Annotated in this window: 12 protein-coding genes; 4 read left to right on the forward strand and 8 right to left on the reverse strand. The window is 52.2% G+C overall.

Going from position 1 to position 17,899, the window contains the following annotated elements; translation table 11 throughout:
- Positions 1–444: 444 nt before the first annotated feature.
- From otsB to JG725_RS03970, 3 genes are all read left to right on the forward strand, one after another.
- Positions 445–1,245 carry a trehalose-phosphatase gene (otsB, locus tag JG725_RS03960; RefSeq protein WP_199376675.1) on the forward strand — a complete coding sequence of 267 codons (801 nt, stop codon included), beginning with the start codon at positions 445–447 and terminating at the stop codon, positions 1,243–1,245.
- Entirely contained in the window at positions 1,242–2,669 is a 1,428-nt protein-coding gene (gene otsA / locus JG725_RS03965; protein ID WP_199376677.1) for an alpha,alpha-trehalose-phosphate synthase, read from the forward strand. Before otsB ends, otsA begins: the two co-directional genes overlap by 4 nt.
- Positions 2,670–2,985: 316 nt before the next feature.
- A complete protein-coding gene (locus tag JG725_RS03970; protein WP_172289308.1) occupies positions 2,986–4,641 on the forward strand; it encodes an alpha,alpha-trehalase in 1,656 nt (551 codons plus the stop codon).
- 111 nt (positions 4,642–4,752) lie between these two features.
- On the opposite strand, the gene JG725_RS03975 is transcribed toward JG725_RS03970, so the two are convergent.
- The 8 genes from JG725_RS03975 to JG725_RS04010 all read right to left on the reverse strand — a co-directional run bounded on the left by JG725_RS03975 (position 4,753) and on the right by JG725_RS04010 (position 16,031).
- The gene (locus tag JG725_RS03975) at positions 4,753–6,264 is read right to left on the reverse strand and encodes a CoA-acylating methylmalonate-semialdehyde dehydrogenase (RefSeq protein ID WP_172289307.1); all 1,512 of its coding nucleotides are present in this window, start codon (positions 6,262–6,264) and stop codon (positions 4,753–4,755) included.
- Between the two features lie 149 nt (positions 6,265–6,413).
- A complete protein-coding gene (gene adhE, locus JG725_RS03980) occupies positions 6,414–9,128 on the reverse strand; it encodes a bifunctional acetaldehyde-CoA/alcohol dehydrogenase (protein ID WP_199376679.1) in 2,715 nt (904 codons plus the stop codon).
- Positions 9,129–9,817: 689 nt separating this feature from the next.
- On the reverse strand, positions 9,818–10,699 hold the full coding sequence (locus tag JG725_RS03985; RefSeq protein WP_199376681.1) for a DMT family transporter: 882 nt from the start codon (positions 10,697–10,699) through the stop codon (positions 9,818–9,820).
- A gap of 132 nt (positions 10,700–10,831) precedes the next feature.
- On the reverse strand, positions 10,832–11,827 hold the full coding sequence (gene iolG, locus JG725_RS03990; protein ID WP_199376683.1) for an inositol 2-dehydrogenase: 996 nt from the start codon (positions 11,825–11,827) through the stop codon (positions 10,832–10,834).
- Positions 11,828–11,884: 57 nt separating this feature from the next.
- Positions 11,885–12,376 (reverse strand): heme-degrading domain-containing protein, encoded by a 492-nt coding sequence (locus JG725_RS03995; RefSeq protein ID WP_172289303.1) that lies wholly within the window; start codon positions 12,374–12,376, stop codon positions 11,885–11,887.
- 55 nt (positions 12,377–12,431) lie between these two features.
- Entirely contained in the window at positions 12,432–13,610 is a 1,179-nt protein-coding gene (locus tag JG725_RS04000; protein ID WP_172289302.1) for a Gfo/Idh/MocA family protein, read from the reverse strand.
- A 15-nt stretch (positions 13,611–13,625) separates the two neighbouring features.
- Positions 13,626–14,549, reverse strand: a complete 924-nt coding sequence (locus JG725_RS04005; protein ID WP_199376685.1) for a TIM barrel protein — start codon at positions 14,547–14,549, stop codon at positions 13,626–13,628.
- A gap of 39 nt (positions 14,550–14,588) precedes the next feature.
- The gene (locus JG725_RS04010) at positions 14,589–16,031 is read right to left on the reverse strand and encodes a sugar porter family MFS transporter (RefSeq protein ID WP_199376687.1); all 1,443 of its coding nucleotides are present in this window, start codon (positions 16,029–16,031) and stop codon (positions 14,589–14,591) included.
- Between the two features lie 947 nt (positions 16,032–16,978).
- On the opposite strand from JG725_RS04010, the gene JG725_RS04015 reads away from it, so the two are divergent.
- Complete coding sequence (locus JG725_RS04015; RefSeq protein WP_199376689.1) at positions 16,979–17,803, forward strand: sugar phosphate isomerase/epimerase; 825 nt, start codon at positions 16,979–16,981, stop codon at positions 17,801–17,803.
- Positions 17,804–17,899 lie beyond the last annotated feature (96 nt).

Raw genomic sequence — 17,899 nt, forward strand, 5'->3', positions numbered from 1 at the left:
ATAAACATGACGCCCTGCCCGCCGAAGATAAGCAACTTCAGTAGAGAGGTTCAGGCTGCTTGCAGCAGCCCAGACCCTGTATCCTTATCCTGATGAGGCGGCGGATCGCTTCCGCGCGGCCTGGAAAAATATCCAGCCGCGTCTACACTAGAACACAATGATGTTCACAGTCAGGTTATGGTTATTGGGTTATATCTATTCAATTGTAGAGCGTACTATCAACGAAGTTATCGAAATAAGCTGTTTTTATCCTACCCATTCGCCGCATGTTCACGTTATTTCGTTTGCGGCGTTTCCTTGCTTCACCGTGGCATCAGACACTCCTCGCGCGATTGCGATTCAGGAACTTCACCTGGCGCGTGCAATGACACCGCGACGATAAGTCGCGTAACACTTTACCGTCACACAGTGCAGTGCGAACCTCATTCAGACAGGAGAATCAGTTTGACCACCATAACAACAGAAAACACCACAGACACTCCCCCTTTCCCCGCGCTGGGCGGCGGGCTATACGCTTTCTTTTTCGATGTGGACGGCACGCTGGCGGAGATTCGACCGCAGCCAGACGACGTTGTCATACCTCGCGCCGTCCGCGCCAATTTGCAGGCGCTGTCGGCCGCGTGTCGCGGCGCGCTGGCGCTGGTATCGGGCCGTCCTATCGAACAACTGGATAAACTGGCTGCGCCGCTCAGGCTGCCTCTGGCCGGCGTGCACGGCGCCGAGCGGCGTGACGGCGAGGGCAATCTGCATCGCGTCATGCTGCCGGCTGACGTGGCGGTTCCCCTGCGGCACATGCTGGAACAGGGGATGGCCGCCATGCCGGGCACCTTGCTGGAAACCAAAGGCATGGCTTTCGCGCTGCACTACCGCCAGGCGATGCCGTATCAACAGCGGGTATTGGCGCTGGCGGAGTCCGCCGTGGCGCGCTTTCCTCAGCTTACGCTACAGCCGGGCAAGTGCGTGGTGGAGATAAAGCCGCAAGGAACGGATAAAGGCGCGGCGATTACCGCTTTTATGCAAGAAGCCCCTTTCGCCGGGCGCATTCCGGTTTTTGTTGGAGACGACCTGACGGATGAGAAAGGATTTGCGGTAGTGAACGCCATGCAAGGCATTTCAGTCAAGGTCGGAGACGGTTCAGGCCATGCCCGCTACCGCCTCAAACACGTGGCGGATGTTTACGGTTGGCTTGAACAACTACTATTGCGATTAAAGCAAGATAACGTCGGTAAGGAGTTAAAGTTATGAGTCGTCTGGTAGTCGTATCTAACCGTATCGCTATTCCTGATGGGTCGAAGTCCAGCGCCGGCGGACTGGCCGTAGGTATTCTGGATGCACTGAAAACCACCGGGGGGTTGTGGTTTGGCTGGAATGGAGAAATATGTGAAATCTCTGGTGAAGAAGATGATGATGATTTGAGTCTGGTGGAACAGGATGGCATCACATATGCCTCGCTGCCGCTTAATCAAAACGATTACGATCTTTATTACTGCCAGTTTTCCAATACCGTCATCTGGCCGGCATTCCATTACCGCATCGATCTGGTGCAGTTTCAGCGCGAAGCCTGGGAAAACTACTGCCGGGTTAATGAAATGCTGGCGAAACGGCTACAGCCATTGATTAAGCCGGACGATATTCTGTGGATCCATGACTATCATTTACTGCCGTTTGCCGCCGCGTTGCGCAAAATAGGAGTGAATAACCGTATCGGGTTCTTCCTGCATATCCCGTTCCCGACGCCGGAAATCTTTACTGCGCTGCCCACGCATGAAACATTGCTGGAAATGATGTGCGAATTTGATTTGCTCGGATTCCAAACGGAAGCCGACCGGACGGCGTTTCTTGACAACCTCAACCAACTGACCGAGTTGCAGCAGATCGGGACGAAAACCCATAGCGCTTTCGGCAATACGTTTATGACCGCGGTTTATCCGATAGGCATAGAGCCGGACAGCATTAAAGAGATGGCGGAAGGGCCGCTGCCGCCCAAAATGGTCGCGATGAAACGCGAGTTGGGCGATGCGCAGAATATTATTTCCTGCGAGCGGCTGGATTATTCTAAAGGGCTGCCGGAACGTTTCCTGGCGTATGAAGCCTTGCTGGAGCACTACCCGCAGCATCGCGGCAAGGTTCGCTATTCGCAAATCGCCCCAACCTCGCGCGGAGATGTACAGGCTTATCAGGATATCCGCCACCAGTTGGAGATGGAGGTCGGCCGGATTAACGGCAAATACGGCACGCTAAACCGCACCCCACTCTACTATCTCAACCAGCATTTCGACCGCCGTCTGCTGATGAAAATATTTCGTCTGACGGATGTCGGGCTGGTCACGCCGCTGCGTGATGGCATGAATCTGGTGGCGAAAGAGTACGTGGCCGCGCAGGATCCTGACGATCCGGGCGTTTTGGTGCTGTCACGCTTTGCCGGCGCGGCCAATGAACTGACCGCCGCGCTGATCGTCAATCCTTACGATCGGGATGAGGTGGCGGCAGCGCTGGATAAAGCGCTGACTATGCCGCTGGCCGAACGTCTCTCCCGCTACAACGACATGATGGCGGTGTTGCGTGAAAACGATATCGCGCACTGGCGTGAAAGTTATCTAAAAGACCTGCGGGCTATCCAGCCGCGCGACGCCGGACACAGCGCGGTCGCCGACGCGCCGACATTATGACGCCCTAACGCCGTCCGGCTTTCGATGCCGGCGTGCGCCCCTCCCTTCCTCAATATTGCCCCGCCAGCCGGGGCCGTTCATAAATCGTTGCAAATGAAACACGCCGGATTTTTGCGTGGCGCGTTCACGGAGGATCGTTATTTTTACCTTTATAAATAATCCCTTATATAATCACCCCCTGCATTGGCGATAGCCATAAGTGTGATGAATAGCACATTTTTACTGGAGGTGATAAAGCGAATGTCTACACTTAAATAGAGACACGCTCAGGCAATATCCCGTATTTTTTTCGACGCAATGCTGAGGTTTGTAGCACATGTTCAATTCAAAATTACACGTTGCTGAATCAGTGGAGTCCGACATCGACAAAAATCGCCAATACGAACTTGAACCCTGCGAGTTGACACTGGATAACATGCCCGAAGCGGAGCCGGAGCCGGAGATGATCGAAGGGCTTCCGCCCTCCGACGCGCTGACCCCCGCCGATCGCTATCTGGAATTGTTCGAACACGTGCAGTCCGCGCGTATTTTTGATGACAGCAAGACTTTCCCCGACTGCGCGCCCAAACGCGACCCGCTGGAGATTCTTATTCGCTACCGGCGGGTGAAAAATAAGCCGGGGTTTGACCTGAGACAGTTTGTCGACGAGCATTTCTGGCTGGAGGAAGACCATAGCAGCGATTATGTCTCCGACCCGGAAAATTCCCTTAAGGAACATATCGATAATCTGTGGGTCGTGCTGACGCGCGAGCCTCAGGATCATATTCCGTGGTCGTCGCTGCTGGCGCTGCCGCAGGCCTATATTGTGCCGGGCGGCCGTTTCAGCGAAACCTACTACTGGGACTCCTACTTCACCATGCTGGGGCTGGCGGAAAGCGGACGCGACGATCTGCTGCGCTGTATGGCGGATAATTTCGCCTGGATGATTGAAAACTACGGCCACATTCCCAACGGCAATCGCACCTATTATCTCAGCCGTTCGCAGCCGCCGGTGTTCGCCCTGATGGTGGAGCTGTTTGAAGAAGACGGCGTGCGCGGCGCGCGGCGTTATCTGGATCATCTACAGCAAGAGTATGCTTTCTGGATGGACGGCGCCGAATCGCTGGCGCTGAATCAAGCCTATCGCCACGTGGTACGGATGCCCGACGGCGAGCTGCTTAACCGCTACTGGGACGACAGGGATACCCCGCGCGACGAATCCTGGCTGGAAGATGTGGAAACCGCGAAACACTCCAGCCGTCCGGCGAATCAAGTTTACCGGGATCTACGGGCGGGAGCGGCGTCGGGGTGGGACTACTCGTCGCGCTGGCTGCGCGATCCGCATCGCCTCGCCAGTATTCGCACCACACAGTTTATCCCGGTGGATCTCAATGCGTTTCTTTACAAGCTGGAGAGCGCTATCGCCAATATCTCTGTTTTGAAAGGGGATAAAGCGACGGAAGCGCTATTCCGTCAAAAAGCGGAAGACCGCCGCACGGCGATCACCCGCTATCTGTGGGATGAAGTGAACGGGTATTTTCGCGACTATGACTGGCATCGTCAGCAGATGGCGCTCTTTTCCGCCGCCAGTATCGTACCGCTGTATGTGGGGCTTGCCACGCACGAACAGGCCGACAGGCTGGCGGAAGCGGTGCGCGCCCGTCTGCTCACCCCCGGGGGGCTGATGGCGACCGAGTATGAAACCGGTGAGCAATGGGATAAACCCAACGGTTGGGCGCCGCTGCAATGGATGGCCATTCAGGGCTTTAAGCTGTACGGCAATGATGCGCTTGGCGATGAAATCGCCCGTAACTGGCTAAAAACGGTGAATCTTTTTTACCGGCAGAACCATAAGCTGATTGAAAAATATCACATTGCCGACGGTACGCCGCGTGAAGGCGGCGGGGGCGAATACCCGCTTCAGGATGGTTTTGGCTGGACGAACGGCGTGGTGCGCCGGTTGATCGGTCTTTACGGGGAAAATTATGATTGATGTTTTTCGAATAGCGGCGTGAGGTGAACGAACCCCTACTGATTGGTTACCCAATGTTCGGGGTTTGACCCGATGGCCGGCCTCATCAGAGGACGGCATCGTACCAAACGATCAGATGGTGCCGTCCCAGGAGTCGACTTTCTCGCGCTTGATCTCTTCCTCGTCAAACCAACGACTGGTTACGCATTTGGATTCGGTATAGAAACGAACGCCATCTTTGCCCAGGCAATGCAGGTCGCCAAAGAAAGAATGCTTATGCCCGGAGAACGGGAATACGCCTACCGGCACGGGAATGCCGACGTTGATGCCGACCATACCGCCGTGGGTTCGCTTCTGGAATTCCCGCGCGTAGTAACCATTTTGGGTAAAGATAACCGAGCCATTGGCAAAGGGATTCTGGTTCATGAGCGTCAACCCTTCGTCGAAAGTTTTCACCCGTTTAAAGCACAAAACCGGACCAAAAATTTCTTCCGTGCCGATGCTCATCTCTTCCGTTACATGGTCGAACACCGTCGGACCGACATAGTAGCCCTCTTCATAGCCGGCAACGTTATAACCCCGGCCGTCGAGCACCAGTTTGGCCCCTTCTTCCACGCCTTTGGTTATCCAGCCTTCCACCGATTTTTTATGTTCGGCGGAGACGACCGGCCCCATATCGGTTTCGTGCAAATAGCCGGGACCGACTTTCAGCGCCTTCGCCTTTTCAACCACGGCGGCAATAAGCTGGTCGGCGATCTCTTCCTGAACCACCACCACAGGCAAAGCCATACAGCGTTCGCCGGCACAGCCAAAGGCCGCATTGATAATCCCCGCGGCGGTACGGTTCACCGGCGCATCCGCTAAGACCAGCGCGTGGTTTTTCGCTTCGCACAATGCCTGAACGCGTTTGCCATGCGCCGCGGCTTTTGAATAAACGTGCAGACCGACGGAGGTGGAACCGACAAAGGAAACGCCGTTTACATCAGGGTTGGTCAGGAGCAGATCCGCTTCATGACGCGAGCAGGTGACGATATTGATAACCCCCTCCGGCACGCCGGCCTCCTGATAAAGTTTGGCGATTTCCATGCAGGTCAACGGCGTCATACTTGCCGCTTTGATCACCATGGTATTGCCGGAAGCGATACATAACGGCGCCATCCACCCCATCGGGATCATCGCGGGGAAATTGAACGGGACGATACCGGCAAAGACGCCGATGGGTTCTCTGTAAAGGTTAGTATCAATCCCTGCCGATGCATCCAGCAAATTTTCACCTGCCAGCAAGGTGGGTACGGAACAGGCCAGCTCCGTGCCCTCTTTGGCCTTCAGCACATCGCCAAGCGCATCGCCCCAGGCTTTGCCGTTTTCCCTGGCGACCAGGGCGGTCAGACGCTCTTCGTGCTTGATGAGTAGCTCACGGATACGGAACATAATTTGCGCACGCTTGATAGCCGGCGTATCCGACCAGGCAGGAAAGGCGTTCCTGGCGGCGGTAATCGCCGCCTGCACTTCCTGCTCCGTGCAGCAAGGCGCTTTGGCTATCACTTCGCCCGTACTGGGATTATGCACATCCATAAACCGATCGGTTTTTGAATCCAACCATTGGCCATTAACAAAATATTTTAACGTTTCTACTTTAGACATAAGATTTCTCCAATCAGTATGATGTCCAATCTTTGTTCATCCTCAGGGCATGGTTTTGCATACATGCAATCCGACCCCAGCGTTTCCAACACGAATAGACGACGCCGCGTTATTTATCCGAATCGGCCTCCCTGCCTCCAGTCCCGCGATTAACTTAGCGACTGGCTGATTTCCTTATCGGTTTTCGCTTTTTCCTTTTGTGGCGCGGCGCGGGAATCAACACGCTCGCCGGCTGCCGGAACAGCGTTGTACTCCTCGACATATTCGCGCCCGTAGTAGCTGTCCAGCAGAATCTGCTTCAGTTCGGCAATCAGCGGATAGCGCGGGTTTGCCCCGGTGCATTGATCGTCAAATGCGTCTTCCGACAGTTTGTCCAGATGCGCCAGAAAATCGGCTTCCGACACCCCGGCTTCGCGAATCGACTTCGGAATACCCAGTTCTTCCTTGATTTCCTCCAACCAGTTCAGCAATTTCTCAATCTTCTGCGAAGTCAGATCGCTCGCCGTCGTCAACCCCAGGTGATTAGCGATTTCCGCATAGCGGCGACGGGCCTGCGGATGGTCATACTGGCTAAATGTGGTCTGTTTGGTCGGATTGTCATTCGCGTTGTAACGAATAACGTTAGCGATCAGTAATGCGTTCGCCAGACCGTGCGGAATGTGGAATTGCGACCCCAGTTTATGCGCCATGGAGTGACACACGCCGAGGAACGCATTGGCAAAGGCGATGCCGGCTATGGTGGCTCCGCTGTGTACGCGCTCGCGGGCCGCCGGATTTTTAGCGCCTTCGCGGTAAGAGGCCGGCAGATTTTCTTTAAGCAGTTTTAGCGCCTGCAACGCCTGACCGTCGGAGAATTCGGTGGCCAGAACGGAGACATAGGCTTCCAGCGCATGAGTAACCGCATCCAGACCGCCGAAGGCGCACAGGGATTTCGGCATGTTCATCACCAGATTGGCGTCGACGATCGCCATATCCGGCGTCAGAGCGTAGTCGGCCAGCGGATATTTCTGCCCGGTGGCATCGTCGGTGACGACCGCGAAAGGCGTGACTTCAGAACCGGTGCCGGACGTCGTGGGGATGGCGATCATTCTCGCCTTCACGCCCATTTTCGGGAACCGGTAGATACGCTTACGAATATCCATAAAGCGCAGCGCCAAATCGGCAAAGTGGGTATCCGGATGCTCGTACATCACCCACATGATTTTCGCCGCATCCATCGGCGAACCGCCACCCAGCGCGATGATGACATCCGGCAGGAAGGAGTTCATCAGTTCCGCGCCCTTACGCACGATAGCCAGGGTGGGATCGGCCTCCACGTCAAAGAAGACTTCGGTTTCAATACCGGCGGCTTTCAATACGGACGTGACCTGATCGGCGTAGCCATTGTTGAACAGGAAACGGTCGGTAACGATAAACGCACGTTTGTAGCCGTCGCCGATGACTTCATCCAATGCGACAGGCAGCGAACCGCGACGGAAATAGATGGATTTGGGGAGTTTATGCCACAGCATGTTTTCAGCTCGCTTAGCAACGGTTTTTTTGTTGATCAGGTGCTTAGGCCCCACGTTCTCAGAGATGGAGTTTCCTCCCCATGAGCCGCATCCCAGCGTCAACGACGGGGCGAGCTTGAAGTTGTACAGATCGCCGATCCCCCCCTGCGAAGTCGGGGTATTAATCAGGATCCGGGCGGTTTTCATTTTGTCGCCGAAGTAGGCCACACGCGCCGTTTGGTTATCCTGGTCGGTATACAGGCAGGAGGTGTGGCCGATGCCGCCCATTTCCACCAGTTTTTCCGCTTTGTATACGGCGTCTTCAAAATCTTTCGCACGATACATCGCCAGCGTCGGAGAGAGCTTTTCGTGAGCAAAGGGTTCACTATCCTCCACCAGCGTCACTTCGCCGATGAGGATTTTGGTATCCGGCGGTACGGCGATTCCCGCCATTTCAGCAATCCTGGTCGCCGACTGACCTACTATCGCCGCATTCAGCCCGCCGTTTTTCAGGATAATATCCTGAACCTTTTTCAGCTCCTTCCCCTGCAAAAGATAGCCGCCGTGCGAGGAAAAACGTTCCCGCACCCGGTCATACACCGCATCAACCACCACCACCGACTGCTCGGAAGCGCAGATAACGCCGTTATCAAAGGTTTTGGACATCAGAATCGACGCCACGGCGCGTTTAATGTCCGCGGTCTCGTCAATCACCACCGGCGTATTACCGGCGCCGACGCCGATAGCCGGCTTACCGGAGCTGTAGGCGGCCTTGACCATACCCGGGCCGCCGGTCGCCAGGATCAGGTTTACGCCGGGATGGTTCATCAGTTGGTTGGAGAGATCGACGGAAGGCTCGTCAATCCAGCCGATGATGTCTTCCGGGGCGCCGGCTTCAACCGCCGCGCGCAAAACGATTTCCGCCGCTTTATTGGTGGCGTTTTTCGCTCTGGGATGGGGGGAGAAAATAATGCCGTTGCGGGTTTTCAGGCTGATCAACGCCTTGAAAATCGCCGTGGAAGTCGGATTGGTCGTGGGCACGATACCGCAGATGATCCCAATGGGCTCGGCGATGGTTATCGTTCCAAAGGCGACATCCTCTTCAAGAATGCCGCAGGTTTTCTCGTCTTTATAGGCGTTGTAGATATATTCGGATGCAAAGTGATTTTTGATCACCTTGTCTTCCACTACCCCCATGCCGGATTCGTCCACCGCCATTTTGGCAAGCGGAATACGGGCATCCGACGCGGCAAGGGCAGCGGCGCGGAAAATTTTGTCCACCTGCTGTTGCGTGAAACTGGCGTATTCACGCTGTGCGTTGAGCACTCGGGTGACAAGTTTGTCCAGCTCGGCACTGTTTTTGACAACTGACATAAGTGTTCTCCTAAAGGGATTAAATTTTTAAGTAAAAACCCTCCCTTTCACCAAGGGAATGTCTTGCCGGTATCATCCTTGCCGCCCTTGCCCTTGAGCATGTCTGGCTTTTAGTTAAAAAAATTGATTCCTCATCGCCGATTTAATCAAGATGCGCCCTTGCATCCCGGAAGAAGAGAGCCCCCACCTACAATAACGATTATTTTTTCTTTTTTTATTCTAACTGGAATGAAAATTCCATTTTTGGGAGATAGATCAAATATAAAGAATATCGTTTCTTTTTCAGTGAAATTTGGATGGATAGCGTCGGCTACTGGATGAAAAATGTTATTTAGCCTTTCAACAAAATGATAAATAACACGTTATTAATTTAGGCATTTTTTATGAAACCAATCATAAGCGCATTGTTCTTTATAGCTTTTTTTAGCTTTCTATTTTTCTTCCGGCGGATGTAACAAAAAATAATGTTAAAGGTTAAAAAACAGATATTCTCTTGTTTATTCGAAACGCATTTTTTAAAAAAATTACCGATAGTGAAAAAAATTATTCACTGATATACCGCCAGCATTACTTTTTCCCTTACGTTATGAGCACCGCCAATGATTAAATTCAGCATCGACTGAATACGCGACTCCCTGTCGAAACCGTTGATCGCCAAGGCAGACTCAGACCAAAGGCAATCGTCGAGATCACAGGGATTTCCTGACGTTGACCGACATCAGAAAGAAGGTGCGGCAGCGATACCAGAATTGCGCCAGCAGAATCAGGATCCCACCGATAATCTGCTGAGCAGGCAACTGTTCGCCGTACCAGAGAGCAACGGCGATCACCGTCAGCAATGGTTCAAGAATCATGATAATGGCGGCATTGGCGGCCGTGGTGTGTTTTTGTCCCTGAAGTTGCAGACCGAAACGTAAACAGGTGGCAATAAAAATACTGACCAGCAGCCACAACCCGGTGGTCAGCGTGAAAGGCTGCGACCACTCCTCGAATATCAGAGTCAGAACCAGGCCACTGAAACCGGTACACGCCAATTGTATCGTGGTAAGGGGGATCAGCGGCACCTCACGGGCGCAACGACTGGTGTGGCAGAACGCTATCGCCTGAGCGATAGCCGCCAGAAGAAACCAGCCCTGGCTGGCATGAAATTCCACCGGCTGGCGCAGACTCAGCAGGCCCAGCCCCACCATCGCCACCGGCAGGCATTCCCAGAAAGCGCGTAACGGGCGGGCTTTCATTAATCCCCAGGAGACCAGCGGCACAAACAGCATCGAGAGGCTCATAATGAACGCCCCTTCGCCAAGGGAAAGCGTGGTGGCGACGGAATAAATCCATAAGCACATGCTCAGCGCCATCCACAGGCCGCTAACCAGCACCGGACGCCACTGACGACGAGGAATGCGCCGGCCGCGACAGAAAGGCAACAGGCACGCGGCCGCGCCGAGAAAACGTAAACAAAGAAAAGCAAACACCGGCATACCGGCGATCGCTTCACGGGAAAATATCCAGCCGCAGGCGGCGATGAGGGTGGTCAAAACCAGTAATAAATCAGCTTTACGTTGCAACGTCATTGTCGGTGCCCCAGATAAAATCAACCCGATTGCCGACCATTGCAATATAACGAGAAGCTTCCGATCACAACAATCCCAATCGCCGCCGACACGCCTCACAACCAGACGCACCGGGCGGATATTCAACGATAACTAGTAGCTGATTGGAATTTCCTTACCTTCCTTTAAAGACTCCGCGGCTTTTAGCGCCAGCAACAACGCTTTCTCGCCATCCTCGCCGCTGCATCCGGGCGACGTTTTCCCGCCCATGACGGCGACAAGATGATCTAACTCCGCGGCATAAGCATCCTTGTACCGTTGCAGGTAAAAGTGTTCCGGCGGCGCCGATTTCCTGCCGGACGTATCCCAGACGCAGACCTGATCCTCATAGATATTCCCCGCGCTAAGCAATCCGCCAGAACCGTGCAATTCAATACGCTGGTCGTAGCCATAGCCGGAGCGACGGCTATTCACAATCGTCGCTATCGCTCCCGATGGAAACTTTAACGTCACGAATGCCGTATCAATATCTCCGGCGGCGCCAATTTCCGGATCGACTAAATTGCTCCCCTGGGCAAAAATTGAGTCGGGATCTTCCCCCATGATAAATCGGGCCATATCAAAATCATGAATCATCATATCCTTGAAGAGTCCTCCCGAAATTTTGACATAGTCGATAGGCGGCGGAAGCGGATCCCTGGAAATAATCAACAGCGATTCTTTTTTGCCAATTTTCCCTTGATCCGCAAGCGCTTTAATACGGCTGAATTGCGGATCAAATCGACGATTAAAGCCTATAATCAACGGAACATTGTGCTTTTGAACCGTTGCCAGGCATTCGCTCACTCGTGCGGAATCAAGATGGATGGGCTTCTCGCAAAATATGGCCTTTCCATGGAGGGCGGCCAGTTCGATTAAATCCGCATGAGTATGACTTGCCGATGCAATCCAAACGCCATCAACGTTGCTATCAGCCAGCGCGTCTTCCGCCGTGATATACCACTGAGCGCCATATTTCTCGGCTAACCGTTTGGCATTATCAGCATTAGGATCCACAACAGACCACAGCGTGGCTTCATTATGTCTAAAAATATTATTCGCATGAATACTGCCGATCTTTCCCGCACCCAGCAACGCTATATTAAACATAGAAACACCTCATTTAATTTCATACAGAAACATCATTCTGCATCGGCTTATCATCAGTCACTGGCGATCGCTATTTTCATCCCGGTATTGCAGATATTTCTCGATCCCCCACGCGGCTAAATCATGATCCTCATGAGAAGCCAGACCGCTTACCGTCACGGCGCCAATCACCGCGCCGCTTTTCATTAAAATAGGGAAACTGCCGCCGCTGTCCGTATACTGACGGGCATCAATATAGGGCAAATCTTCCATTGACCGACCTTCGGCCTTGTATTGCTCACCGGTCAATAATGAAGAACGGGAATTTCTTAACACCGTATTTCTCTTGCGCGCCATCCATTCAAGATGTTCGCCGCTTGATCCTTTCAGTGCGGTAAGAAAAAGTATTTGCCCAAACGCATAGACTTCAATCGCGATTGGCAGGTTTTCGCTAATCGCCCTTTCGCGGATCCGGCCGCCAATAAACCAGGCGGCGTTAAAATCAAAATCGCTCACCCGAATCCGCTGTTCCTGCTCGATAATCTCGTTTACTGATGGGATTGCAGACATAATCACTCCGTTAAAAAGAAGCCCTACTTTGATGGCAGGGCCTGTCGGTAATGCCTTATTCGATATTAAAATCCACCCACTGAGCGCCGGCATCGGCGGATTTTACGCAATGCTCGACCCAGTTGACGCCCAATTGCCCGGCGCGGACATCCGGATACCAGAACCCGTCAAGGAACGCCTTGTCTCCGCGGTTCGCCGCATCCATGGCAATGGCGAAGCGGCGATACAGGTTAGACCATGCCTCAAACAACCCTTCCGGGTGACCGCCGCCGATGCGATCGTCAGCCAGCGCCACCGGGCTGAGGTACGACATACCGCGCTCCAGAATGCGTACCGGTTCACCCTGAATTTCGTAGCGCAACTGGTTTGGCTGTTCATCCCACCATTCCAGGCTGGCCTTCGAGCCAACAACGCGTACTTTCTGACCATGCATCGAACCGCTGTTCACCGCGGAACTCCACATCGTGCCCACCGCGCCGTTGTCATACTCCATAAGCACGTAGGCATTATCTTCCAGCGGCGCACGGGTTTTCACAAAGCTCTGGCGTGAACACAGCAAGCGCTTGATATGCAACTGCGGCACCATGGTTTCGGCCAAAAACAGCGGATGCGTGGCCAAATCGCCCAGCACGTAGCTCGGCCCCACAAACTTCGGATCCACTCGCCAGCGGGTGCTCGGATTCTGCAATTCCACCGCTTCGGCATGGAAACCGTGAGCAAACTGCATATTGATAATCCGGATTTCGCCCAACAGGCCCTGGGCTATCATATCCCTGGCTTGCAGAATCAACTGATGGCCGGCATAGCCATAGGTCACACCCACGATCTTGTTTTTCGCTTCGCTAAGCTTCACCAGAATGCCGGCCTCTTCGCCGGTAAAACATAGCGGTTTTTCACAGACGACGTGCAGACCTGACTCCAGTGCGGCTTTGCAAATGGCAAAGTGGGTATTGTTGGGCGTCGCGATGGAGACCGCCTCGATCCCGTCCTCGCGTTTAGCCTCCTCCGCGAACAGAGTCTGATAATCCGGGTAACAACGTTCAGGGTCGATGCCCAGTTGCCGACCAAACTCCCGGCCGCGTTCCGCATCAATATCCAGCGCGCCGGCAAGCAGGGTAAATGTCGAATCGCGTAGCGCCGCGGAACGGTGAATGTAACCGATCTGGCTCGTCCCGCCGCCGCCGACCATTCCCCAGCGCAACGATCTTCCAACCGGTTTGGTGCCATTAATCATAATGTTCCCCTCATCTCAGAAGCCGACGGCTTTCAGGTAATGCAGGCTTTCGGTCACGTCGCGCAGGCTGCCTTCAGCCTGGCGCGGATCGCGTTCCTGCTCGATCGTGATCCAACCTTGGTATTCTCGTTCGACCAGCAAGGCTTTTACCGCAGGATAATCAATGGCGCCTTTCCCTATCGGACACATAACCCCTTCCGCCGCGGCCGCAAAGAAATCCAGTCCCCGGCGGAGCACATCTTTATGCACCGGCTCGTTGACATCTTTGAAGTGAATGTAATCTAAACGGTCGAAATGTCGCGTTAACCAGGTCACAGGATCCATTCCCGAATAATAAAGATGCCCGGTGTCGAGGCAGAGGCCGGCGATATCATGGGGAATATCCTTCGCCAGCCGATCAATCTCGTCGGCGAACTCAATACAACCGCCGGCATGGGGATGAATTACCGGCCGAACGCCGTACTCGTTCCAGGCAATCTGGCTGATTTGTTTAATATGATCCATCATTCGTCGCCAGTCCTGGGCGCTGAGCCTGGGCGCCTTATCGGAGTGTCCGGCATAACGCGCACGCTCGGCGTCGCCGAAATCGATAATCACCAGGTACGGCGCCGGGTAGTTATTACCATGCGTTTTTTGCGCCGTCGGAATTTTGGCAAGATTCCGACAGAGATTATGCGTAAGTTCGATCATGTTATCGAAATTCGCTTCACTGACCAGATCATCAAAAATCGTACCGGCAACAATGGACAGTTGATATTGATTCAACGCTTCCGTCAGTTTTACCGCATCAGTCGGCAAATACGTCCACGGCCCCAATTCAATGCTTTTATAACCGGCCTGGCTGGCTTCCTTAAGTACTTTTTCCCATGGAGGCAAATTTGGATTCTTCGGATCGTCCACACCCCAACTACAAGGCGCATTTGCAATATGTATGGTCATCGTAATCTCTCCATTGACAAAATATCGTTAATTAAGGGCTTAATTTATTACATCTGTGGTCGCAGTGACGTTTGGCTTTTGTTCCCGCCGTACAGAAATCAATTCTTCAATTTTCTCCAGGGCCACACCTTTTGTTTCAGGAACATAGCGGTGTACGAACCACCAGGAGATCAGGCAACAGATGGAGAACAACAGCAGCGGGAATCCGCCATGAAATTTCTCACGTAACCAGGGATGATCATTAATGACGGGGAATATCTGGCTGATGACAAAGTTTGATCCCCACATTGCCGCATAGGCGATTCCCATCCCGACGGCGCGTAAACGGTTAGGCAGGATTTCGCCTATTACGGTCCACGCTATTTGCGCCCAGGTCATACCGAAAATAAACATGAATCCCAATAAACCGATGATCGAGGCATAACCTCTTACGCCGAAATAGAACGTCACGAAAGTCAAAGCAAGGCAGAAAAACGTACCGCAGGAGCCGATAAGTAATAAAATTCGGCGGCCATAGCGGTCAACCAACGTCATCCCGACTAATACGCCAATAAATTGCAAACCCGCCAGCCAGGTCACCATATACATGGCTTCCTGCATATTTCCCGTCACATTCATTAACAGCGTCGGCCCAAAATACTGAATAACATTAATTCCGGTAAGTTGATTAAACATGGCAATCATGACAGCGATGATAATAAATGAAGTGCCTTTGCGATGAATCCCACGCCCTGACAGACCGGCGTTTTCGGCGGATGGCGCTTTGGTAATGAATGACTCTTTAATCTCCTGCAAAACATGACGGGCATGTTCTTGGTTCGAGATTCGCGTCAACGTGTGAAGCGCCGCGCTGTCTCGTCCCTTCATGACATTCCAACGAGGAGACTCGGGAATAAAACCGACAAACAACAGAAATAAAATGCAGGGAATAATGCCGATGGCCAGCATGTAACGCCAGCCGAGATCTATTATCCATGACTCTTCAGCGTTTCTGACAATTAAGTAGTTGACGATTAAAACCAGAACCTGACCACCGACAAAACAGATCATATTCATGGTTACGACGCGCCCGCGATAATCCCTGGGTGCGACTTCCGTCATATAAATGGGCGATACGACCGACGCCAGACCTATACCGAACCCTCCCAGGATCCGGAAGATAATAAAGAGAGTAAATGTCGTCGCCAGCGCCATGCCTAAAACCGACACCATCATTAAAAAAACGGTAATAATCAACGCCGCTTTCCGGCCATAGCGATCGGCCAATTTACCGGCCAGATAAGCGCCGACAACACAACCGATAACAATACTGGAAACGGCCCATCCCGTTTCAGAGGACGTTAAACTAAAATGCTTGTTTAATGGTTCAATAACGCCTGAAATAACCGATGTATCATAACCTTGCAACAGCCCCCCCAATGCAGCAACGCTACATATCAGCAGGACATATGCAAGATTATGTTTCTTTTCCCCACTATTCATAATAGTACCCTTATGTACGCCGCATACAGGCTTATGAAAAATATTCCATCACCGATGTATGTTAGGATTTGAATGAAATTGATTAAAAAAACAAACATTAACTTGTATTATTCTAAATAAATGCAAAACAGATGATTTCAGGAAAAAAATCAACCATTTATAATGCGGTTTTATTTTTCCTCAAAACAAAGTCCGGGTAAAAATAGCACCTGCCATATCGGCAAAATAGATAAACCATAATAACTTCGTATTAATTATTGCGTGCTATAAGGTGATCTTTCTTATAAAAGAAAAACCGTTTCATCACCTTTATCCGACCCGCAACATCTACCCCGGCAACACGGCGTTGCTCAGGGATATATGCGCTAGTGTCTTTGACAGAGTATGACCGCCGGTAAACGTGAATACCGTCCGGCATCGGACATCTTTTAACGCGTTCTGAAACGTTTCATACAGAATGACACGAGAGTTCATACCACCATCTCCATCAGCAATTTTGGCGAAATCCACCGGAAAACGTTCCCTTTCCCTGACGCCCGCTCCCCCTGAACGGCAACGGATGACATAACGAATTTCTTTTTTGCTAGTATGAAATAAAAAACCTCCATATCAACAGATAATAAAATTTATTTTTCATTTTGGGAAGGAGATCAAAAAAACAAACAATAATGCCGCTATCTGTTTATCAACCACCGGCGCCTTGATGGATGAAAAAAGAAACATAACATCATAAAAAATAAAGACAAAAAAACACGAGTAAAACCATCACTCATATTTCGTGATATAGATCACATGAAAAAACAAAAAATCAATTTCTATTTCACCCAAAAAATGAAATATTCATTTCCTATAATCCTCTCCAACAACCTTAACCTGATTAATGCTTTGCCAGAGGGGATAGCTAGCTTAATCGGTATTCCCAACTTTTTGATTTGGATGGAGTTAAAATGAAAAAAGCATTACATGGCGTTTCTGTCTGGTATAGCAACGCGGTCACTCAGCTACGGATTGCAAAAGACAGTGGGTTTGATGCGCTGGAAATTTTGCCGGAGCATTTGTTTCGTTATCTGGACAATGGCGGAAGTTTCGAAAACTTCACCCAACTGATGGAGAGCTATGGTATTGAAATCAGTTGCATTAACGCGCTTAAGCGCATTGGGCGATACCAGCCTGCCGAACACGAAGCGTTGATCCAGGAAGCGCGCAAAATTTGTCATGCCGCGCAGATGTTACGCTGCCCGGTAGTGCAAGTTATGGCGCTCAACGAACTGGACGACCTCAGTGAAGAAACCCGCAATGAGATCCTGGTGAAGAATATCTCGGAGATCGCTGATATAGCAAAAAGCTATGGCATCAAGCTCCAGATAGAAGTGGTCGCCTTTACCCGCTTTAACAGCCTGAGCCAGGCGCTTGAGATTATTAAACGTGTCGGACGCGATAATGTCGGTTTGGTTATCGATTTCTGGCACCTGCATGCGGGCGGCGCGACGACGCCGGATGAAGTGGCGCGCATGGATGTGAATCTGATATACGGCGTCCACTTCTGCGACGGGCGTGCGGCGCGACCGGGCGAAGTATGGGACGAATGGGTGCAGCGCGATTACCAACCTGGCGAAGGGGATGTGGATATTCCGGCGTGGATAAACGCGGTGCGCGCCACGGGCTATGATGGCGTCTGGTGCCCGGAGCAGTTAAGCCCAACCCACTGGGAAGATGACTTATGGCAAATCGCTAAAGATAATTATCACAGTCTGACCGCATATACCGCCTAGAATGACCAAAGGATCAGGGATAATCATAGGGCCGGAGTCATCCCCCGGCCCTATGCGCGGCGCACTGAACAGTGCCGCCGCAAGATCAAACCGCCT

The sequence above is a fragment of the Brenneria sp. L3-3C-1 genome, from assembly GCF_016456245.1.
Taxonomy (GTDB): Bacteria; Pseudomonadota; Gammaproteobacteria; order Enterobacterales; family Enterobacteriaceae; genus Brenneria.